Consider the following 19,710-nt stretch of genomic DNA (forward strand, 5'->3'; position numbering starts at 1 on the left):
ATGGGTTCTCTTTGGGAATTGAGTTTAGGCAATCGGGGCGGCAAACATTGCAATCAGCCGTTCTCATTTTCTTTTGTTCGGGATCGTAAGTTTCGGATTTCGCTGCCACTCGATGAACTCGGTTCGATCATGTTGCGCTCAACGTATTCCGCGATGGCACTCCGAGGTAATAGATAGCTTGCCCCAACACGCACGTGGCGAAGCTGGCCGCTACGGAGCAAATTTCGAATGCGCCTCTCTGGCCAACCGCTGATTTCAGCCAGTTCTCGAGGGGAATACAGGTCAGGGTTGTTCAATTTGTGCCTCCAGTCTTGTCAACTTCGCCACAAATGTGCGAATAATCAGGTAGTATAGGTACAGGCAGGACTATATTGGAACATACGTGTCAAAATCAACACGAAAATGAAACTATTGCAGAGCGCCTGCTAATAGTTCGAAGACGCACAGGGCTTTCGCAAAGTGATTTTGCTAAGAGCTTAGACGTGATTCCACGCTCCTATCGGAATTATGAGGCCGCCGTTCGAGACGTACCGCTCGCTCTGGCAATCAGTGTGCACCGTACATTCGATGTAGATCTGAATTGGTTTCTCTTAGGTGTCGCCCCACCTGTGACGCTTCCTGCTCCAACAGTATATGAGCGAATTCTTCTGGCAATGGAGACATTCCAGAACGCCAAAGAGATCGAGTTTTCTGCCGAGAAAAAGGCGAAGCAAATCAGCTTTTTGGCCGGTCAGTTCGCAAGCGGCCGTGAGCTGACCAACGACGAAATCCACGAATATCTTGAAACAACAGTGTGAGGCGCTAATGGACAAACTCAACATATTGGAAAAGAACGTCATGATCCGAGCGTTGCCTGCGTTGATGGCACTGCAGTTGGTTGGGGCAATCACATACCTAGTAGTGGTTGGGGCTGATCGAGGCAGTCCAACACAAGCGATTGCTGCAATCATAAGTTTGATCTCGATGACATTGCTCGTCGGGGCAGCCGGGGTGTTGCTTATCCTTCAACTCGGTTTGCGACGACTTCGCTTCGGTAGTTAGCTATGGCATTACACCACTGTCAACACTGGGCAGAAAGTGTACGTTGCAAAGTCATGCGAACGGCCCAAAGTCGCCTTTCACTACTCTGTCTGATGCAGCTTCTGCTGTCCTGCCGTTCGAACACCTCGCAGTATTTCGATCCGGGCAATGGCGAGGTTGCGAACTTTTCCGGCTTTCGCGACGCCTGCACCGGTCACTACCCCAGTCCGCGGTTGCGTGCATTGGCAAAGGTCTTACGTGACCTCCACGAGAACATTTGGAAAGACGCGAGATAATGAACGGGACACGAGCACAGGAAACCGTTCAGAAGCTTTGGAACGCGAGCAAAAGCCTGCAAGGCGGCGGCGTGAGCTACTACGAATACGTCACTGAGCTGACTTACCTTCTGCTTCTGAAGATGCTGGAAGAGGTGAAGAGAGATGGCGTCAAGCTTGAAGAACGTTTGCCAGGGAATCTTCGCTGGGGCGAACTCAAACGGCTTAAGGGTGAACAGCGATTGGTGCGCTACCGCGCAATGCTGCTCGAGCTCAGCACGTCGAAAAAGTTCAATTTTCCTCTCGTCAAGCAGGTCTTTACAGACGCAAAGACTTCACTGACAAAGGCCGCAGCTCTCACCACTCTGGTTGCCACGATTGACAACGTCGATTGGTACGCGGCCGACGAAGATGGCTTTGGCGATCTTTACGAAGGTCTATTGGAACGCACGACTTCCGAACGAAAATCGAAAGCAGGCCAATACTTTACACCTCGACCGCTAATCGAAACTATTATCGCACTGACCAAACCTAAAGTGGGCGAGGTGATCCAAGACCCAGCTGCTGGCACTGGCGGATTTTTGATAGCAGCACACCGCGCGATCATGCGAGAAACGGACGATCTGACCAAAGTCTCAAAAAACGTGGCGTTTGCCCAGCGTAATAGCAAGTATCAAGGTGCGGAATTGATCACCGGCACTCACAGACTGAATACAATGAACCTGCTGTTGCACGGTATTGATCAGCCGATTGATTGTATCGATGCGCTTACATCAGATGCTGCAAAATTTGACCCCGCAGATCTGATCCTAACCAATCCCCCCTTCAATAAGTTCCCCGAGCGGGTCTCACGAAGCGATTTCGTTACAACTGCAAGCGCCGCAAAAGGACCACTGCCCTTTGTCGAACATGTAGTGCGTGGTTTGAAAGACGGCGGCAGGGCAGCGATTGTCGTGCCAGACAACACACTGTTCGAAGACAACATGGGTCGCGAATTGCGCAACTGGTTGATGGACCTTTGCGATCTGCACACCATCCTACGGCTGCCTACCGGCATCTTCTATGCCCAGGGCGTGAAAACCAACGTAATCTTCCTGACCAAGAAATCAGAGGAACGGGTCGGTGCCACGAAAGCCGTCTGGTTCTATGATATGCGTGCTCAGATGCCGAACTTTGGCAAAACGCGAACGCTAACCACGGTCGATTTTGAGCCCTTCATTGAAGCTTTTGGTGACGATCCGCTGGGCCATGCCAAGCGCAAAGATGAGGGCGAAACTGGGCGTTTCCGCAAGTTTACGAGGTCGGAGATAGCCAAACGCAACGACAACCTCGATATCACCTGGCTACGCGATGATGTCGAAGTCGTCGAAGAAGGCCTCACCGAACCTGATGATATCGCCGCCGCCATTCTGGGCCATCTGCGCGCTGCGTTGGAAGAAATCGAAGCCGTTGCCGACGAATTGGCTGAAGTAATCGAGGCTGAAGAATGAGTGTGACGAAAGAAGCGTACTTCGAGGCATTAGGAACTAACGACAAGAGCATCATTCAGGCCGCTTTTAATCGTGCACACGAAGTGCGCAAATTCGAAATTGAGCTCTATTGGCGTCGCGCTGCTCACTTTTGGGTAATGCAAGCCGCGATCTTCGCTGCTGTTGGCTTTGTTTTGTCTGGGACATCAGTCCAGACCGGCAACGCGCTGCCATTGGCACTTGTGGGGTTGGGTTTTCTGACGGCAGTAGGTTCATGGTTTTCTTCTGAAGGGTCAAAGTTTTGGCAGGAAAACTGGGAGCGCCATATTGATCTGCTTGAAGAGCGTTTCGAAGGGCACCTCCACAAGACCGTGTGGGTTGGTGGCGACGGCATTCGATGGTCCGTTTCCGGAACCAACGGATGGTTGAACATTTTCTTCGCGATATTTTGGGCAGGTCTATTCATCTACCAGTTCTCTGCCTCGGCGGACTGGATGAGTTTTTGGCATTTTCTGACAGGTGCGGGTGTTGCCTTCGACTATGATGTGATCGAAGCAGTGATCATCGCAGCTGCTACATTGGCCGGGTTTTGGTTCATGAGAGGCCGGGGAACGAAACTTAAGGGAACTGTTGTCTCGATCGAACCCGAATTGGTCGCGCCGCGCCTCGATAGCAAACCTCGGATTTTCACACGCAAGAAGACCGCAGTTTCATTTATCAAACGGGAGCCACGCCCGTGACAACCAGTGAATCCTTTGGCCGCACTATCCAGCTTTTTCTTGTTGATGGCACGCCGAACGGGCTGCGCAAGGCAACGATCCATGGTTGGACCGGCCTGATCTTTGTCGCGACGACCTCGACCTTTGGCGCGCTCACGTCGCGCAAGGAACTGGATCGTACTGGAATCTACCTGCTGGCTGGGCCCGACCCGGATCAGGAAGGCGGCACGCGCGCCTATATCGGCTCGGCGAACAGTGTGCAGGAGCGGATCAAGCAAAGCGCCGTGCAACGTGATTTCTGGGAGATCGCTATTGCTGTCACAACCAGTGATGATGACCTGTCCAAAGGCCATGTCGAATACCTCGAGGCCCGGCTGATAGAGCTGGCAACGCAGGCCAAGCGCGTCGCCTTGGACAATGGCAACAATCCTGCCAGCCAGCGTCGCCGATTGCCCGAGGCCGATCAGGCCAATATGGAACAGTTCCTTGCCAACCTGAAAATCATGTTGCCGGTGATTGGGCTGGATTTGCTGAAGCCGCAGCCGCGCGCTGCAACTTTGGTCAGCACGCCGGTGGAGCAGCGCACCTCGGGTGAGGTGAAATTCGAGATGCGGCACAAAACCGGCGTGCAGGCCCAGGCCGTTGAGGAGGAGGGCGAGTTCATTGTGCTTGAGGGTTCCCAGGCGTTGATCAACACAGGCCATGTCCAGCAAAGCTATGGTGGGCTGAAGAAAAAGCTGATCGATCAAGGCGTATTGTTGCCTTCAACAGAAAATCTGTTGGTCTTCGCCAAGCCCCATGCATTCAGCAGCCCCTCTGCCGCGGCAGCCGTCGTTCTGGACCGGAATAGCAATGGTCGGACCGAATGGAAGGTGCAGGGGTCAAAGCAGAACTATCATGACTGGCAACAGACTCGGATTGCCGCCGATGGAGGTAGCGCATGACTGAGTTACCAAAGGGTTGGGCTGAAACTTCAATTGGCGACCTAGGTAAGTGGGGGAGCGGCGGAACGCCTAAGTCAGACAATGAGTACTTCTATGGCGGGGAAATTCCTTGGATCAGAAGCGGAGATTTGCCAGACGGCCCGATCATAGATCATGAAGTCAACATCACACCCGAAGGGCTCGCAAACTCATCTGCAAAATGGGTACCAGAAGATGCAGTACTGATAGCAATGTACGGCGCAACCATTGGCAAACTCGGGATCACAACTTACCCGGTCACAACAAATCAGGCCGTCGCGTTCTGCCAGCCAAACGAGGCAATTTCTTCGAAATTCCTTTTTCTTGGCTTGAGCAACATCAAGCAAGATTTGATCGAAATGGGTCAAGGTGGAGCACAACCAAATATCAGCCAACAAATATTGAAGCCTGTACCATTCCCGCTGCCACCAATCCCCGAACAAAAACGAATAGTTGCAAAGGTGGATGGATTGACCGCCCGCACCGCCCGCGCTCGCACCGATTTAGACCGCATCCCCACCCTTATCGCCCGCTACAAGCAACGTATTCTCGCCCTAGCGTTCACGGGTGAATTGACCGCAGGTTGGCGGTCGAACACGGAGGGCGAGCAAATACGAGGCGCTGATATGTTGGGCGTAATCGCGCAGCAAAAGGAGAGAATTCGCCAAGAACGTTCGCTCCGGAACAATGGACGAAATCGCAGCCTTTCAGTTCAATCGCCTGATCTACCGGACTTGCCTTCATCTTGGGCGTGGGCAACGTTCAATGACTGTTCTTGGGACTTGACGGTCGGACATGTTGGACCAATGAAGGACCGCTATGTGGATGAAGGCATTCCATTTCTTAGATCGTTAAATATTCGCGAAAATTTCATAGACCTTCAAAAGGTGGTCTACATCGATGAGAAGTTCCACGGTGAATTGCGGAAATCTGAAATACGCGCTGGGGAGCTTGTGGTCGTCAGGACAGGAGCGCCAGGCACTGCTGCGGTAGTTCCAGAGACACTAGGCCGCGCAAATTGTTCTGACTTAGTGATCGCACGTTTGGTTCCTGCCATGAACCCTCATTACGCGGCATATTATATGAATAGCCAGTTTGCTAAGTCAGCGGTTCGCGGAATGCAAGTTGGTGTCGCACAGCAGCACTTTAATGTTGGAGCAATGAGTCAAATGCCTGTGCCGGTCGCACCTGAGCAAGAGCAAACCGAGATTGTCCGGCGCATCGAGTCTGCCTTCAATTGGCTTGACCGCGTGGCCGCCGACCACGCTGCAGCCAGCAAACTCCTTCCGAAACTCGACGGCGCCATCCTCGCCCAGGCTTTCCGCGGTGAACTCGTGCCGCAAGACCCGAACGACGAACCTGCGAGCGTGTTGCTGGAGCGTATTCAAGCCGAGCGGGCCGCCGCTCCGAAGCAGGCAAAGTCGCGTAAATCGCGGACGCTGACACCACAGGAAATCGCCATATTGCCCCACAGCGATAATGAATTTTTTGAAGTAATTCCAAAGACACCCGGAGCTAGCGCAATGACCAAGAGCCGCCAAGATGATGACGTGATGGGACAGCCTTATCTTGCAGGCCTCCTTAAGAAAGGGAGCGTCGGGACGGCACAGGATTTGTTCAAGGCCTCTGATTTGCCTGTCGCCGACTTTTACAAGCAACTTGCCTGGGAAATCGAGCACAAGCACATTCGGGACAATGACGAAAAGCTGGAAGCGCTCTGATGCGGATTGATCGGGTATATATTGACGGGTTTCGAAACCTGAAAGACGTGGAAGCTGACTTCGACGAAGGTTGCTTGACGACTGTGATCATCGGTCAAAACGGCGCGGGCAAATCGAACCTGATTGAAGCGATCACCGAGATTTTCCGGCACCTTGATCCACCAAGCAGCAAACACGGCGCCAAACTCCGGTTCACGTTCGAGATCGACTACGTCATCAAGGGTCGCAAAGTGCGCGTCGGTAACCGTGACGGTTCCACCAAGGTGGTGGTTGACGGCGATCCGATGCCCATGACCCGATTTCAGGGCGGTAAGGCCGACCTCTTCCCCGATCTGGTCTTCGGCTACTATTCCGGCACGGGGCGTCGGTTGGAAAAGCTGTTCGATGACCATCAGGCCCGGTACTATGGCGTCATCAACAAGGATCGAAGCGACAGCGATTATGAGGCTGCTCGCGTTGCACGCCGCATGTTTTATTGCCGCCCAGTACACGGCGTCTTCGCGCTGCTGTCCCATTTCGCAAAGCCGGGGAAAAAAGGTCAGGCTGCAGGGCTTCTGAGCGAAAAACTTGGTATTACCGGCTTCCATTCCGCTTTGGCGCATTTCAAAGAGCCGTCATGGTTTACCAGTAGCGTTTGGAAGCGTGCGCGATCCAGTTCGGCTGACGCTCCGGCTCGAGGACGGCGTTCCGCCAATGAGCTTAGCGAGCAGGCACAAGACATTTGGGGAGCAAAAGGGCCAGCCGGTGAATGCGCCCGCGCGCTCCAAGATGTCGCGTTTCACCCCTTGGCAGTGACAGGCAAGGTTGTGGATGATTATCGCGATAAGCCGAAGGTCGAAGCGCAATTCGCCTGTTTCATTCGTGACAAAAAGGCCCTCGACACGTTTGCCGCCAATTATGACAGCGACCAAGACATGTTTGCGGCCCTTGAGGCCGCTGACATCTCCGACTTGTTCCGCGAGATGCTGGTCTGGGTTACGCGAACCGACAACGACAGCGGCGACGTGAGTTTTAGTGACCTGTCGGATGGTGAACGGCAGTTGCTGATGGTCCTGGGCCTAATCCGGGTCTCACGAGGCAAGGAAGCTCTGTTCTTGCTGGACGAACCTGACACCCACCTGAACCCCGCATGGCAGCTTAGCTATCTAGAACTGATCAAGCAGTGGACCGAAGTCGCTGCCGACAAAGACCGGTGTCAGATCATCATGACATCGCACAATCCGCTAACGATTGCGTCCCTTACAAAAAAGGAGGTGCGCGTGATGCAGAATGGCGACGAAGAAGGAATTCAGGTTGCTGAGCCGTACGCAGATCCCCGTGGGATGGGCTTTACAGCGACGCTCACCGAGATCTTCGGTCTGCCGACAACTTTGGACTTGGCAACGCAAAAACAAATAGATGATCGAAATGCGCTCGCCAGAATTGAAGAGAGATCGGAGGCTCAAGAAAAGCAGCTTATCGCGATCAATGACACACTTAACCGTCTGGGCTTTATGAATGAAAGCCGTGAGCCCCTTTATCACGAATTTCTCAAGGCATGGCAGGATGTGCGTTATGCAGACCGTCCTCCCCTGACCCCTGAAGCCATCGAAAAACGGCACCAAGCGATGGTTGATCTGATAAAGCAGCTGTCAGCGAAATCGGGGCCTAAGCATTGATTTTCGTTCGACGTGATCCCGCCCATATCCCAGAGAAGGTGTTGAAAGTTGCAGAAAGAGCCCAACTAGCTCTTGAGGCGCTTCCACCGGAGGAACGTGTGGCATTCATCAAGAAAAAGTCTCACGTTTGGAGTGGCTTCAAACGATATTTGGCGAAAATGTCGTACGGAAAATGCTGGTATTCCGAAAGCTGTGATCCCCAATCATTTTTTGACGTTGATCACTTTCGGCCAAAATCCGAGGCACGGCGGAGCAAGGACATTGCTCCCGATGATGGCTACCCTTGGCTGGCGTTTTCGTGGGAGAATTTCCGTTACTCTGCAGGCCGATCGAACCGCCTAAGCAAAGACGAGCAAACGGACGAAACCGTCGGTAAAGGGAGTTGGTTTCCACTTTGCGAAGGAAGCGCTGTCGCGTGCTGGGACCAGCGAGATATCAACCTTGAACAGCCAATGTTACTAGACCCAATCAATCAGGCAGATATGCGACTGATTAAAGTTGGCTCAGTTGGAAAAATTGAACCAAGCGATATTTGCGTGGGCACAAATCGCTTGAGAGTGGAGCGGTCAATCAAATCATATGGGCTAGATCTCCCTCCACTTACAGGCGCTAGGCTCAAAGTGATGCGGGATGTTCAGATTATGTTCGAAACACTGATGCAAACTGTTGAGACCGCAAACGAAGTGCCTCCTGCAGCTGATCTCTTGCCGGTGCCGAGCCAAGTAGATGCAATAACGGCAATGACTATGCCAGACAGTGCCTATTCACTTGCGGCACGTAGCAAGTTGATTGAACTCGGTGGGGCTCATCTGATTGCAAGCGTTGAGGAATATCCGGCTGCTACAGCCTAGTCAGCTAAGAGCCTTTTGGGGCAACATTCGTTAAGCGAGCACACCCAAATCAGACTGTCCGCAGCGGGCCGTAAGTGATATCTCTCTTGCTGCGTTGCGCATTATCCGTGCCTCTGCGTGCTGTTGGCTAAGCAGGTTTGATCACTATAGCTGCCCATCCGATCAATGTCGGCTTGATCAGATGATCTAGAGCCTTGTGCTCGCGCAGCGAGTTTCCGCTTTCCGCTCTTTATGGCGTGTACACTACTGAAATCTATTTCTCTTTAATCATGTTCACCCGCTGTAAAGAGAGTTATTTGGCCACGCCCAGAGCTTGCGGCAGCTCCTGAAAATCAATGTAGGTTTATAATTCAATGTCTTTCACTAACACGTCTTCAGGCCGTTCTAGCTCTCAATTCTGGTGATGAATTCAGCCATGGTGATCCCTAAACCGTCACAGATGCTTTTAAGTGTTGCTAGGCTTGGTTGATGTTTCCGGCTCTCCAATAAGGAGATGTAGCGAATACTCTTACCAGCGCGATGGGCCAATTCTTCCTGCGAAACTCCAGCTTCAGTTCGGGCTTTACGTAGTTCTCGGCTAAACGCTTCTAGCAACGCATCATTTTCAGTTTAATCTTGCATGCGGCTAGGATCAGAAATTAGCCCATTGCAGCCATGAAGTATTTTGTGAATAATGAAGTATTCTGTGAATTTATCGAGGGTATGCAGTATGCACATTATCAACAATCTTTTATCCACATGCAGAGCCGCGCGAGAATCAACTTTTGCGGTATTGACGTCTGGAGCTCTAACCTTCTGCTTGTCACTCGCCTCGGCCGCTGTCGCAGAAGACGGTTTGACAGCAATCGCGCCACCAACTGAGCGCCCGTACCCCTTTGAGATCCTAGGTCTGCAACCGGGCGACCCTCTTGCAGATGTGCTCACAGTTTATGCCGAGCGCAGCGATGACGCACCTACCGGTGAACGCGAGGTTGTGCGGGTGCAATCGCCAGAAGGGAATGTCTTTGAGTTCGCCTACCAGCTCTTCACCCGGATTGGCGATGTTGGCATCAATGGGCGGCTTGCAGGGGTTGCGCAGGATCAGGTCACGGCACGACTGGCTTCAGATGTGATGGAACAACGCCCTCTGGCGATCTATCGCAGCATGCGTCAGCCCAGCGAGGTGCTGCCAGAGCCGCTTGAGCTTAAGGCGCAACTAGAAGAGCTGTATGGCCCGGCATCCCGCGTCACTATTTCTGGGCGCGAGATGGTCATGCTTTACGCTTGGAGCGAAGATGGGTTTATCACCGACCTCGACGCATTGGGCCCTCTGACCCATGAAGAAACGCGGACCAGTGGCAACCGCACTTCTACGCTGAGCACACAATATGAGATCTGTGGAACCGCGCAGCACTATACCAACACCGTCGATTACCGCTTCCGCTATCCGCGCGAGAAGCAAATCCGTCCCGGCTGCATCGCGACATTCACGGTCACGCATAAGGGTGAACCGGGCATGACGTCGATCAACTTTGAATTGGTGGATTATGAATTGGGCCGGATGCAGGAGCGGGAACTGGACCGACAAATCGTTGAGGCGCTGACAGGCGAAGAGGTCGAAGCCTCAGACATGGACCTGTGACCATATCGCGCAAACATTTCACCCTTTAGAGCCCGCATTTATGGCGGGCGGCTTTCCGAGCTGTGCGCCACGATGAACCGTCATCCTGACATATCTTCGAAACCGTCCTTGCCAACAAAGACGACGGAGAGACGACATGACCAATTGGTACACGGCTGACACGCATTTTGGGCATGAGAATGTCATCCCATTTTGTGGGCGCCCATTCCGCAACACCGGCCACATGGACACGGTGCTGATTGAGAACCTGTGGTCCAAAGTTGGACCGGAAGATGACCTTTGGATCTTGGGTGACTTCGCCTTTGGGTCAAAAGCCAAAGAGGCCGACTATCTCGCTGCCATCTTTGGCCAGCTTCCCGGCGCGCGCAAACACCTGATTGTTGGCAATCATGATCTAGATCCCACACTGGCGTTGCCGTGGAATAGCATTTCACACCTTGCAGAAGTCAGAGATGGTCCTAAGAAACAGGCGCACACCCTGTGTCATTATCCCATGATCACCTGGAACCACGCCCGCCGGGATGCGTTGCAACTCTTCGGGCATGTCCACAACAACTGGTGGGGCTCTCGTAACAGCGTAAACGTCGGCGTGGATGTCTGGGATTTCATGCCTGTGCGGTTCGAAGACATCGCGCGCCGCGCCAAATCTCTGCCCGTGAACAAGCACTGGCAGGATGTCGAGCATAATGCGAAAGCGCTTTAAGGGAAGGCACCGGACGCGGCTATGTCATGGGCTGGGGTCTGAGCCAATATGTGTGGCCGACCAGGTTTTCCGACTTTTATGGGTTGGCTTTGTTGAAGTGGATTTTGATCTCGTCATCCATCTGAGACAAGCCGCCTTAAGTCGTCTTGCTGTTTCTGCAAATCGTTCAAGCGTGTCTCCAACTCGCTGGCGAACTGATCGAATTCGCGCCTCAAATTCACGAATTCGTTCGGTGAGGTGCTGGCGCTTTTCAAACCAGTTTCGAAGGTGGTGTTCAGTTCTTCGACAGCGCGCAAGAGTGCGGTCTCGAACGGCGTCAATTGGGGATGGCTCATGGTTTACCTCGTCACTGCTGTTTCGATGCAGACTGTTCCGCCGCTCAGATTTGGCACTGGACAGTCGGCCAATTCGACGCCCCGGGGCAGGCTCAGAACCCGTCCCAAGCCACCAAGGCCACGCGTCACTCTCACCCCATCCAAGCCAAAGGTCGCTAGGTTGATTTGAGGCGATGTTGTTTCCGCTTTCGGGAATGTCAGCTGCACGGCCATCAAGAGCACCCAGAAGGTCAGCAAGACCCCCGCCAGATAGGCCGGCAGCATCGTCTTCCATGTGACCGTGCGCCATTCCTTCCTGCTCTCTTCCAGCGCATTTGTCGCTTGCTGTATCCTGTCGACCTGATCCTCGATCTGTCGTGCTGTTCGGTTGCGGATCTGACCGCTCTGCTTTTCGAGCTCGCTCATATCTTGAACGATTTTTCTCTGCGCGGCGTTCAACGCTTGTGTCAAACGCTGCTCGAAGTCGTGCAACAACTGCTGCGCTTGCTCTTCGGTTACCTGGGATTGGCTCTCGACCTTCGCTTGCAGGTTTTGCAGCAAAGTATTCATCTGCGGTCCAGTCTTCATGGAATATGCGGTCCTCTAATCGGAGTGTATTTTGGCTGTCTGTTGTGCCAGCAATCCGCATTGCGACGCGCGTCTCACGACGACGCGGCTTGCCACCCTCGGCCTCAATCGCATCGGCTTTGCGACGTTTCTCAAGCTGCTTTTCGGTCAGCGGTTTAAATTCGAGACCGTTCAACTCGGCAAGGACGGCGCGAACATCAGCATGGGTGTGAATTTCACCAGTCTCGATTTTCTGAACGATTAAGGTTTGGATGGTTTCCTTGATTTGCTTGCGGTCGCCCAGGTCAAACACAGGTTTGGTCATCCGTTTTCGCTCCGGCTCTTCCGGACTGACCCAGCCCGCGCGGGCATTCCAGTAGTCTCGAAAGGCGTTGAAGTAACGTTCAGAGCCCGGTGGGGCAGGATTGAAAGAGCGGTTGCCGTAAAGCTCGACGCGCGGGATCAGGAAGTGCAATTCGACATTGCCCATGTGCTGATGGCGGACCCAGAGGACATTGGCCTGATCCACCGCCAACCCGGCAAAAGCCGCTTTCTCAAAATCACGCATGACCGCCGCTTGCTGATCATCGGAGGGGACATCATCGGTGTGGAAAGCAACCACACCAGATGTGTAGCACCACTTCCGCGTATTGCTGTCGATCAGATGGCGGGTCAGGTCGGGATCACCGGCAAGCAGATCTGGTAGCACATCCCGCCGGACGGTTTGATTGGGAATGCGCTTGCGGTCTTCGGTGTAGGCCGTGACTTCCGCCGCCAGCAAGTATTCCACCGCCGCCGCGCCCGAGCCATCCCCGTGATCAAAGAAGCGCACCATCATCGGGAATGATCCTCAACAATCGCAGCCAGCTGACGCGTGACCGCCAGCAGAAGCGTGCGGACCGCAATCAGATCAATCGCACACCCAGCCTTTCGGTCTGTGTTAAGCGCATGGGAAATCTGATTGAGGTTGTTCCCTGTGCGCCCAACAGCTGCCAGAAGGGTGGGGTCAACTTCGGGTGGTTGTGCGCGCCGCCGCATGGGTTCAGAAGACAAAACATGGCGGGTGTAGTCAGAGAGGGAACGCTCTTCAGCGCGGGCTTTGTGAAGCCAGCCAGCGCGTTCTTCCTCGGAGCACCGAACACGCAGAACAAGCTCACGTTTGATGTGTTTCTTGGGTTCGCGTCTAACCATGGCAACCACTTTCAGCGCGTCCACGCGCCGGGTTTGGGGTGAAGGGGAAAGGGCCTGCCCATTCCATTCCAAGGTGCACGTGGCGTAGCCACACGCGTAACCTTGCTCTTTGCTCAACACGCATGGCGTTGTTCTGGTTCGGATGGCGCAAACAAGGTCCAGCTCTCAGCGATGAGCCAGCTCCGCCAAGCAGGCCAATCACTTTTATTCGTTGGCGGGAACCTGTCGGGGAGCCAGTAACCGCGCTCCCCATTTTTGCAAACCTCTGGGAAAGTGCGTTCAATCCAGGTATCGAACATTCGATCTGTGAACATTTCCCATTGGCGACAACCGAAAGATTGGCGCGAAACGAACACGGCTCCCGAGCCACTCCCGCACGCCGAGTTGGATGGCCCTCTTTCCTGCAAATCCAGCTCAAGTGCGGCTTTTTGTTCTTTGGATTGTTTTTCCTTTATATAGGAAAGATCACCAGTGAGCCTCTTTTCGATCATGGGTGAACCCTTTTCTGCATCCGAAAAGCTCGCTGTTGCCCCCTTTTTCCTCGTGCGGAATGGGTTGATTTTTCTGGGCGCACGAAGGTCGTATTCCGTGTTGTTTCCAGCTCCGCGCCCTTCGGTTCGAAACAGCCAACCGAATTCGACAAGCTGCCGAAGACACCGCTTGATGGTCGCTAATGACATACCTGCCAGAAACTCGTCCAATATGTTCAGCGACGGATTGAGTTGACCGGTCTTGTCGTTGGCAAACTGCACCGAAAGCGCTGAAGCAACCGCCTTTGTTGATGAATTGAGGTCGGCACATTGCAGAACGGCCTTCAGCCATTCAAAGCGATTGAGCTTAGGCATGTGAACCTCCCGCAGTTGCGGTTAGGCTGTCTCTTTGATATGGTTTTCGAGCAGATAGATTTGCAACGCCGTTGAGGTGGGTGGCCGCCCCCTCAGCGGTTTTTCTTTGGCCGAATTGCCCCGTGGATAGGTTTGACAAATGACGGCTATGCCTTTGATGTTTGGTGGCCGGTTTGACAATCGTTTCTGCGTTAACTTCTTGAAAAGATTTATTTAGTTTTGGATTGAAAATCCTCGTGTCGGTGGTTCGATTCCGCCCCTGGGCACCATTCATACCTTCATCATGTTTTCCATGCTTGCCATAATGACCTGTTTTCAATGGTTTACGCGTTTGACGTTGTTTCCATGGTTTCCATCTCGTCCATGGTTATCCACACTAATGTTGGTACGAACGTTGGTATTTATCAAATTCGCCTCTTAGCTCCTCATCAGTTGGATACCAACATACCAACAAATTGATGATGAAGGAGCAGAGATGCCGCTAAGTGCTACACAAGTTAAGAACGTAAAACCTGAAAAAAACCCGATCAAACTTTCAGATGGAGGGGGGCTATACCTTTTCGTGAATCCGAAGGGGAGCAAGCTGTGGCGGATGAACTACCGCCACCTCGGGCGACAGAAAACCGCGTCGTTCGGTCCATACCCTTCTGTTTCTCTCGCCGAAGCGCGTGAGCATCGTGAAGAAGCCAAACGCGTGCTGCGGTTAGGAATGGATCCTGTCGAACACGCTCAGGCGACGAAAGAATCGGCGGCCAAAGCTCTTCGCGCGCAGGAGGATGTGACGACACCGACGTTTGAGGCATTGAGCCTCTCGTTCATCGCAAAACGCACGCGTGAGAAAGCATCCCACAAAACCTTAAAGAAATACGACTGGCTTCACCGGCTTACATTGCCCGAAATCGGACACTTGAATCCGATGGAGATCGAGCCGCCAGATCTTCGACCTTTGCTGTTGCGGTTAGAGACGGAAAACAAGTTAGACACCGCTCAACGCACCCGAGCATATATTGGGCAGGTGATGCGTCACGGTATTGCAGCTGGCCTTGCGTCGCGTGATCCAAGTCCAGATTTGCGAGGGCTGGTTGCATCACCAAAGACGAAAAACCACGCCGCAATTAAAGATCCGAAACTCTTTGGTGAGTTTCTGAATACTTGCGATGAATACACGGGTAATCCCGTGACCGTTTTGGCAATGCAAATTGCACCGCTCGTCGCATTGCGTTCAGAAGAACTGCGATGCGGCACCTGGGACGAGATCGACTTCGATGCCGCAATCTGGCGTGTTCCTCAAAACCGCATGAAGGGTGATTGCCCAGGCGACCATCTGGTGCCACTTTCCAAGCAAGCGCTGGCACTCCTACAGAAGCTCCACGCGATCACAGGGCGGCGGAAAAACATGTTTGAAACGGTGAACACCCCAGGAATCTCGCTGTCGGAGAACACGATTAACCAAGCGTATCGGCGGATGGGATTTCCGAAGGAAGTTGTCACCCTACACGGCGTCCGCACGACCTTTTCAACATTTGCCAACGAGCAAACTGTCGGAGAAGGTGAAGAAGAACGCCGTCGGTTCGACAAAGACTGGATCGAACGTCAGCTATCTCACATCGATAGTTCAGTGCGAGGCACCTACAACGCAGCGGAATACATTGGCCCCCGTCGTGGTATGATGCAGTGGTTGGCGGATTACTATGATCACTTAGCGGGGCGTTGAGCACTTTTAGAAAGGAACTCATCCCTTGTGTTGGCGGGTCAACTGGCCCGCCAGCAAGCGACTTGGTCATGGCTGCCCTTTGAAAGTGCATCAACCTCACCATAATCCACATAGGCGATCACGGTAGTTCTGGTTATCCACACCTGTCTGCCTCAGCTGGGTTATCCGAGAAGAATCCAGCTCTTATAGTCTTTGTATAGACGCAACAAAGACATAGCGAGCCAACACAATGCCCAACTTTACACCTGGTACACCGCCTGAATCTTGTAGCCCTGATTGCGAGGACCCGATTATCTTTCTGTCACCACGTGAGGTGACGCAGAGAACATCTCTGTCTCGATCGACGTTAGAGCGTTGGTCACAAGACGGCAAATTTCCCGAACCAGTGCCGCTTGGCGAATTTCGAAAGGCATGGATTGAAGCAGAGGTTTCTGAATGGCAAATGGCCGCAAAAACACAGAGAAACAATCTACGGAAGCGCTGAGGCTTGACTGATCAAGCTCAATCTTCTCATGGCCGTGATCAAAGTATAAACCTGTTAAGTGAGCGGGAAGAATGACCCGTCGCTTGGCAATCTTCACGTATGATTACACCTCGCGTTTCAAAATTGCACCGCTCACTCTAAAGGCGATATTGAGCGAAAATTGCATTTCTACGGCCGCATACTTGCGCGCGAAATTTCTTGGCATAACTCAATTTTAAGCAATGGGTGGAGCTAGAGAATTCTTTCTGTTCCACAAATTGCTGCGCACAAAATTGTGCGCTCTCAAGGCAACAAATTAAGGAAGCCATAAATGTACGACACCACGATCGAAGAGAAAACGAACACTGGGTTAGAGAAGATAATCTGCAAAACAATTGCTGTTGAAGAGCAAGCTGCAGGAATTCTAGGGGTTGAAATCTCTCATGCTATTCGGTCTCGCCTAGCATTATATGACAGTGACAGAAGTTATTTGGAAGTGTTCAGCACAGATGACGGAGGTTACTTGGTCGTCAGCTCCAATTCGCTTTGCTTTGACGCAGCATACAGGCCATTTTTGGATGTCGGCATTTCACACGGTTATGACGAACGCGCCGAAAACCGCTTGATTGCAAAAGAGGCAAAAATAGTTGCGCCGCAGGATCTCTATTCAGAGTACAAGAGGCAAGAAGTTGCCGGCACTTTGTCATCGGAAAGAAGTCGAGATTTTGTGGACGTGTTCCCAGAAGACCCGATGAATGAAGCTCAGCTTATTGAAGAGATCGCTGAGGCCCGGGCCCTTTGGGAACAAGAAGTTGACGACCCAGCGAGTGAAGCATCTGGTCTTTCGGTTAACAGAACGGTTACTGAAGACGGGTATTCATGGGATGTAAGTTTCAGTGAAGATGACAGTATGACAATCATACTCGACACTGGCGCTGAAGCACTATCAGACCAAAAGCTAGCCGACATGGTTGTTTTCTGTTGGGATGAGGAGTGGGATGACGTCGACTAAGCTCATCATTACACATAATGCGCTCAGGCAGACGTTTAAGTCTGCCTGTTCTTTTGTAAACTAAAGGTCTGCCGCGATATATTTTCCGCCGTGACCGTTCCCGAACTCGTAATCGACTTCAATCCGGCCTTCGGGCGTGAACGTTGCGCTAAAACAAGCGCCGGACCAGTGCTCAGTGCTATCCATGCAAACCACACCGTTCTCGTAGGTTAGGATTGCCGAGGTTTCGAAACGTTCACCACTTGCGCCAAATGCACCATACCTGACGGTGCTCCCATCGGGGTTTAGACGGAACCCTTCGCGTCTGGTTTTGAATAATGGCATTCCAAACCGATCGGGGTTTTGAGCAAGATAGATATCCCGCAAGGCGAAGAGATCGATATTTCCGGTCTCACCGACTGTTGGAACGGAACGGGCTACGACGGCCAGCGAAGTTGGTGCCCCTGATGGAGGTTGCGGGGTCATACAGCCTGATAGGCTTACGCCAAGGATAACGGCAGCGACAAAACGAACTGCGAACAAAGTGATTTCCTTCCAATTGAATTTTCTAGGTTTTCTCTTATCGTGACCTAAGAGTGGCTCACAACCCATGATTGCGAATTATGCAGTACCGCGGATGCAAAACGTATTAGCCCAATCACAAGCAGCCCCTACAATCAATGTATCAGTAGGGTTTCCTGCGGCGATGGATAAACAGAACCTTCCCTTCTGATCAGTAACAGTGGAAATGACTGCGGTGTTGACAGCTCCTGTGCCCAACAGCGCGTCAGCAACCACCTCAAGAACCGGCACATACTGCAATGGACAGCTTTGAAGGACCGTCGTTTTGGTGGCTCCGTCCCTCGCCAAGCGCGCCACGATATTGGTCAGACGCTGGTGAAGCTGCTGATCATTCTCGGCGCCAAGAACAACCAACTGGTCGGCACCGCCGCTTTCAAACACATGTGGCCAAAAATACCCGATCAATGCACCATCTCCTGATCACGCGTTGCCGCCAGCCGCTGTGCCGCGCGCGCGACGTGGCGGAGCGAAAATCCTGGAGTGTTGTGGTTTCGCGCAATCAATTCGCAGACAGCATCCAGCGCCATTTGATCATGCGGGAGCATTACCTCGGCAGCCTCGACATAATCCGCCACGGTCAGCGCCGTCACTTCGATGAGCTCACACCGCGTGCGCAATGGGGCAGACACATGCTCAAGGCTGTTTGCCGTCAAAATCCAGCTTACGTTCGACATGTCGCACACCAATCCGCTCGCCGGACAGTGAAACTTGCGCGCGGTTCCGCACTCCAAGAACGGCAGGAGAGCATTTGGCAAAGAACTTGACGTCCCACCTGACGACCGCACCCCACCTACAGCTTTATCGACTTCATTAACGATGATCATAGGGTTCGGGCAGCCGGTATCTGCAATCAGCCGTAAAGGTTCGCCGATTTGACGTGTGGACCAGCCCGCCTCGACGCCTGCAACGCGGAACGCGGCCGCACCAGCAGACGCGTCAATCTCAGTCATCGCAGTGCCGGCGTGTGTGGCGATCATATCCGCAAGGCTCGACTTGCCGGTGCCTGGAGGTCCGTAGAGCAAGACAGGCGGAATTGTGAACACGCTTCCGTTCGCTGCGGCCATTCGCGCGCGAGCAGCTTGCCAAATACGCGTAGTGGCATTTCTCAACCACGGAGCTGAGGCATGCACATTTGCGAAAAGCTCATCGAGCTCGTGTTTGGAACACGGCCCCGTTGGCTTCAATGCCCCGCTCGCCGCCGTCAACCGCTGCTGAAGATCTTGGTCCTTTTCCAATGCTGCCGGCAATTTTGGGAGTTTTGCAACGGTTTTCTTAGCCGCGATCTGGGCCGCCCGTTCCATGTCCCAGTTGACCACACAAACATCGCTTAACACGCGTGCGAGGTTGTTTAGCGTCGGGTCCAAGTGCATCCCAAGCTTGAAACCACCTTTGCCATCAAGGCCTGCGATTGAGAACCTTACATTTTCGCTTAAGGTGTCCTTCTTGGCACTAGCGCCTTCTGCAACGCTAAATGACCAGCCAACACCTGGGTCAAGTTCGACATCGAAGAGGCTTTCAAGTTCCAATTCAAAGTTTCTCAGCACATCCCTGCAGTCTTCCAGAAGCTGTTCCAATGCACCTAGAACATGGGACTTGGTGGCTTCATCCTGAGCATCTGAAACGGTCGGAGGGCACGTATAAACAGTGATCATAACACACCCCAGTCTGCGGCAAATTGCATGACTTCCGCGAACCCAGTGAGTAGGCCAGCGGATTGCAGAACATCACTTACTTGCGCGAAGAATTCGCCATTGAAAAGGGAATGAAGCGTTTCGACTACGTCACCCAATTGGATGAACGCCTGCATTGAAACGAGGGGGAATACTTTAGTCAGAGAACGTAGCGGCATGGAATGACCCCATCAGAATTTTCGAAAAGAATGAAAAATCTACGGAGCTGTTCAGTTCGGTTGAGATCCTGAAAGGACCTTGCAACACTCCTCAAGTCGACGCGCGAAAACAGCTCCTAAAGGGAAGCTATTCGACGCGAGAATCTTTGGGCGTTCTGTTCCATAAGACTGAAATGGTTTTCGACCATCTTGGTT

The 19,710-nt window shown here is 52.8% G+C and carries 22 protein-coding genes; 13 read left to right on the forward strand and 9 right to left on the reverse strand.

The window, feature by feature from the left end; genetic code table 11:
* Positions 1-53: 53 nt before the first annotated feature.
* A complete protein-coding gene (locus Q4544_RS15715) occupies positions 54-296 on the reverse strand; it encodes a helix-turn-helix domain-containing protein (protein WP_368411215.1) in 243 nt (80 codons plus the stop codon).
* Between the two features lie 75 nt (positions 297-371).
* Between Q4544_RS15715 and Q4544_RS04775 the strand changes: the two genes are divergently transcribed.
* The 8 genes from Q4544_RS04775 to Q4544_RS04810 all read left to right on the forward strand — a co-directional run bounded on the left by Q4544_RS04775 (position 372) and on the right by Q4544_RS04810 (position 8,675).
* Positions 372-797 (forward strand): helix-turn-helix domain-containing protein, encoded by a 426-nt coding sequence (locus Q4544_RS04775; RefSeq protein WP_368411217.1) that lies wholly within the window; start codon positions 372-374, stop codon positions 795-797.
* A gap of 7 nt (positions 798-804) precedes the next feature.
* Positions 805-1,041, forward strand: a complete 237-nt coding sequence (locus tag Q4544_RS04780) for a hypothetical protein (protein WP_303504340.1) — start codon at positions 805-807, stop codon at positions 1,039-1,041.
* Between the two features lie 274 nt (positions 1,042-1,315).
* A complete protein-coding gene (locus Q4544_RS04785; RefSeq protein WP_303504341.1) occupies positions 1,316-2,785 on the forward strand; it encodes a class I SAM-dependent DNA methyltransferase in 1,470 nt (489 codons plus the stop codon).
* Complete coding sequence (locus Q4544_RS04790) at positions 2,782-3,504, forward strand: hypothetical protein (RefSeq protein WP_303504342.1); 723 nt, start codon at positions 2,782-2,784, stop codon at positions 3,502-3,504. The genes Q4544_RS04785 and Q4544_RS04790 overlap by 4 nt, the downstream gene beginning before the upstream one ends.
* Positions 3,501-4,427: a GIY-YIG nuclease family protein gene (locus tag Q4544_RS04795; RefSeq protein ID WP_303504343.1), complete on the forward strand. Its 927-nt coding sequence runs from the start codon at positions 3,501-3,503 to the stop codon at positions 4,425-4,427. Before Q4544_RS04790 ends, Q4544_RS04795 begins: the two co-directional genes overlap by 4 nt.
* Positions 4,424-6,166 (forward strand): restriction endonuclease subunit S, encoded by a 1,743-nt coding sequence (locus tag Q4544_RS04800; protein ID WP_303504344.1) that lies wholly within the window; start codon positions 4,424-4,426, stop codon positions 6,164-6,166. The genes Q4544_RS04795 and Q4544_RS04800 overlap by 4 nt, the downstream gene beginning before the upstream one ends.
* Positions 6,166-7,824: an AAA family ATPase gene (locus Q4544_RS04805; RefSeq protein WP_303504345.1), complete on the forward strand. Its 1,659-nt coding sequence runs from the start codon at positions 6,166-6,168 to the stop codon at positions 7,822-7,824. The genes Q4544_RS04800 and Q4544_RS04805 overlap by 1 nt, the downstream gene beginning before the upstream one ends.
* A 38-nt stretch (positions 7,825-7,862) precedes the next feature.
* Entirely contained in the window at positions 7,863-8,675 is an 813-nt protein-coding gene (locus Q4544_RS04810) for a hypothetical protein (RefSeq protein WP_303504346.1), read from the forward strand.
* A gap of 384 nt (positions 8,676-9,059) precedes the next feature.
* Here Q4544_RS04810 and Q4544_RS04815 read toward each other — a convergent pair whose 3' ends face one another.
* Positions 9,060-9,269 (reverse strand): helix-turn-helix domain-containing protein, encoded by a 210-nt coding sequence (locus tag Q4544_RS04815; RefSeq protein WP_303504347.1) that lies wholly within the window; start codon positions 9,267-9,269, stop codon positions 9,060-9,062.
* A gap of 205 nt (positions 9,270-9,474) precedes the next feature.
* Here Q4544_RS04815 and Q4544_RS04820 point away from each other — a divergent pair, with 205 nt between their 5' ends.
* Together Q4544_RS04820 and Q4544_RS04825 are read left to right on the forward strand one after the other, a co-directional pair.
* Complete coding sequence (locus Q4544_RS04820; RefSeq protein ID WP_303504348.1) at positions 9,475-10,296, forward strand: hypothetical protein; 822 nt, start codon at positions 9,475-9,477, stop codon at positions 10,294-10,296.
* 136 nt (positions 10,297-10,432) lie between these two features.
* A complete protein-coding gene (locus Q4544_RS04825) occupies positions 10,433-10,999 on the forward strand; it encodes a metallophosphoesterase (protein WP_303504349.1) in 567 nt (188 codons plus the stop codon).
* Between the two features lie 24 nt (positions 11,000-11,023).
* Here Q4544_RS04825 and Q4544_RS04830 read toward each other — a convergent pair whose 3' ends face one another.
* From Q4544_RS04830 to Q4544_RS04840, 3 genes are all read right to left on the reverse strand, one after another.
* A complete protein-coding gene (locus Q4544_RS04830) occupies positions 11,024-12,718 on the reverse strand; it encodes a relaxase/mobilization nuclease domain-containing protein (RefSeq protein WP_303504350.1) in 1,695 nt (564 codons plus the stop codon).
* On the reverse strand, positions 12,715-13,071 hold the full coding sequence (locus Q4544_RS04835; protein WP_303504351.1) for a plasmid mobilization protein: 357 nt from the start codon (positions 13,069-13,071) through the stop codon (positions 12,715-12,717). Before Q4544_RS04835 ends, Q4544_RS04830 begins: the two co-directional genes overlap by 4 nt.
* A 113-nt stretch (positions 13,072-13,184) precedes the next feature.
* Positions 13,185-13,916 (reverse strand): hypothetical protein, encoded by a 732-nt coding sequence (locus tag Q4544_RS04840; RefSeq protein WP_303504352.1) that lies wholly within the window; start codon positions 13,914-13,916, stop codon positions 13,185-13,187.
* Between the two features lie 475 nt (positions 13,917-14,391).
* Here Q4544_RS04840 and Q4544_RS04845 point away from each other — a divergent pair, with 475 nt between their 5' ends.
* The 3 genes from Q4544_RS04845 to Q4544_RS04850 all read left to right on the forward strand — a co-directional run bounded on the left by Q4544_RS04845 (position 14,392) and on the right by Q4544_RS04850 (position 17,105).
* On the forward strand, positions 14,392-15,630 hold the full coding sequence (locus tag Q4544_RS04845; protein ID WP_303504353.1) for an integrase arm-type DNA-binding domain-containing protein: 1,239 nt from the start codon (positions 14,392-14,394) through the stop codon (positions 15,628-15,630).
* 229 nt (positions 15,631-15,859) lie between these two features.
* A complete protein-coding gene (locus Q4544_RS15720; protein ID WP_368411218.1) occupies positions 15,860-16,114 on the forward strand; it encodes a helix-turn-helix transcriptional regulator in 255 nt (84 codons plus the stop codon).
* A gap of 310 nt (positions 16,115-16,424) precedes the next feature.
* Positions 16,425-17,105, forward strand: a complete 681-nt coding sequence (locus Q4544_RS04850) for a hypothetical protein (protein ID WP_303504354.1) — start codon at positions 16,425-16,427, stop codon at positions 17,103-17,105.
* 60 nt (positions 17,106-17,165) lie between these two features.
* On the opposite strand, the gene Q4544_RS04855 is transcribed toward Q4544_RS04850, so the two are convergent.
* The 4 genes from Q4544_RS04855 to Q4544_RS04870 form a co-directional block, all read right to left on the reverse strand.
* On the reverse strand, positions 17,166-17,627 hold the full coding sequence (locus tag Q4544_RS04855; RefSeq protein WP_303504355.1) for a hypothetical protein: 462 nt from the start codon (positions 17,625-17,627) through the stop codon (positions 17,166-17,168).
* 78 nt (positions 17,628-17,705) lie between these two features.
* A complete protein-coding gene (locus Q4544_RS04860) occupies positions 17,706-18,071 on the reverse strand; it encodes a hypothetical protein (RefSeq protein ID WP_303504356.1) in 366 nt (121 codons plus the stop codon).
* Positions 18,068-19,318, reverse strand: coding sequence for an ATP-binding protein (locus tag Q4544_RS04865; protein ID WP_303504357.1), 1,251 nt, complete (start codon positions 19,316-19,318; stop codon positions 18,068-18,070). Before Q4544_RS04865 ends, Q4544_RS04860 begins: the two co-directional genes overlap by 4 nt.
* Positions 19,315-19,515, reverse strand: a complete 201-nt coding sequence (locus tag Q4544_RS04870; RefSeq protein WP_303504358.1) for a hypothetical protein — start codon at positions 19,513-19,515, stop codon at positions 19,315-19,317. The genes Q4544_RS04865 and Q4544_RS04870 overlap by 4 nt, the downstream gene beginning before the upstream one ends.
* Between the last annotated feature and the right edge of the window lie 195 nt (positions 19,516-19,710).

It is taken from the genome of Cognatishimia sp. 1_MG-2023, assembly GCF_030548175.1.
Taxonomy (GTDB): Bacteria; Pseudomonadota; Alphaproteobacteria; order Rhodobacterales; family Rhodobacteraceae; genus Cognatishimia.

Excerpts from the sequence above, each read along its gene's own strand:
- Q4544_RS04805 (WP_303504345.1), top strand. The coding sequence starts at position 6,166 with ATGCGGATTGATCGGGTATATATTGACGGGTTTCGAAACCTGAAAGAC.
- Q4544_RS04835 (WP_303504351.1), bottom strand. The coding sequence starts at position 13,071 with ATGGTTAGACGCGAACCCAAGAAACACATCAAACGTGAGCTTGTTCTG.
- Q4544_RS04785 (WP_303504341.1), top strand. The coding sequence starts at position 1,316 with ATGAACGGGACACGAGCACAGGAAACCGTTCAGAAGCTTTGGAACGCG.
- Q4544_RS04780 (WP_303504340.1), top strand. The coding sequence starts at position 805 with ATGGACAAACTCAACATATTGGAAAAGAACGTCATGATCCGAGCGTTG.
- Q4544_RS04850 (WP_303504354.1), top strand. The coding sequence starts at position 16,425 with ATGTACGACACCACGATCGAAGAGAAAACGAACACTGGGTTAGAGAAG.
- Q4544_RS04830 (WP_303504350.1), bottom strand. The coding sequence starts at position 12,718 with ATGATGGTGCGCTTCTTTGATCACGGGGATGGCTCGGGCGCGGCGGCG.
- Q4544_RS04825 (WP_303504349.1), top strand. The coding sequence starts at position 10,433 with ATGACCAATTGGTACACGGCTGACACGCATTTTGGGCATGAGAATGTC.
- Q4544_RS04840 (WP_303504352.1), bottom strand. The coding sequence starts at position 13,916 with ATGCCTAAGCTCAATCGCTTTGAATGGCTGAAGGCCGTTCTGCAATGT.
- Q4544_RS04790 (WP_303504342.1), top strand. The coding sequence starts at position 2,782 with ATGAGTGTGACGAAAGAAGCGTACTTCGAGGCATTAGGAACTAACGAC.
- Q4544_RS15720 (WP_368411218.1), top strand. The coding sequence starts at position 15,860 with ATGCCCAACTTTACACCTGGTACACCGCCTGAATCTTGTAGCCCTGAT.
- Q4544_RS04870 (WP_303504358.1), bottom strand. The coding sequence starts at position 19,515 with ATGCCGCTACGTTCTCTGACTAAAGTATTCCCCCTCGTTTCAATGCAG.
- Q4544_RS04800 (WP_303504344.1), top strand. The coding sequence starts at position 4,424 with ATGACTGAGTTACCAAAGGGTTGGGCTGAAACTTCAATTGGCGACCTA.
- Q4544_RS04865 (WP_303504357.1), bottom strand. The coding sequence starts at position 19,318 with ATGATCACTGTTTATACGTGCCCTCCGACCGTTTCAGATGCTCAGGAT.
- Q4544_RS04845 (WP_303504353.1), top strand. The coding sequence starts at position 14,392 with ATGCCGCTAAGTGCTACACAAGTTAAGAACGTAAAACCTGAAAAAAAC.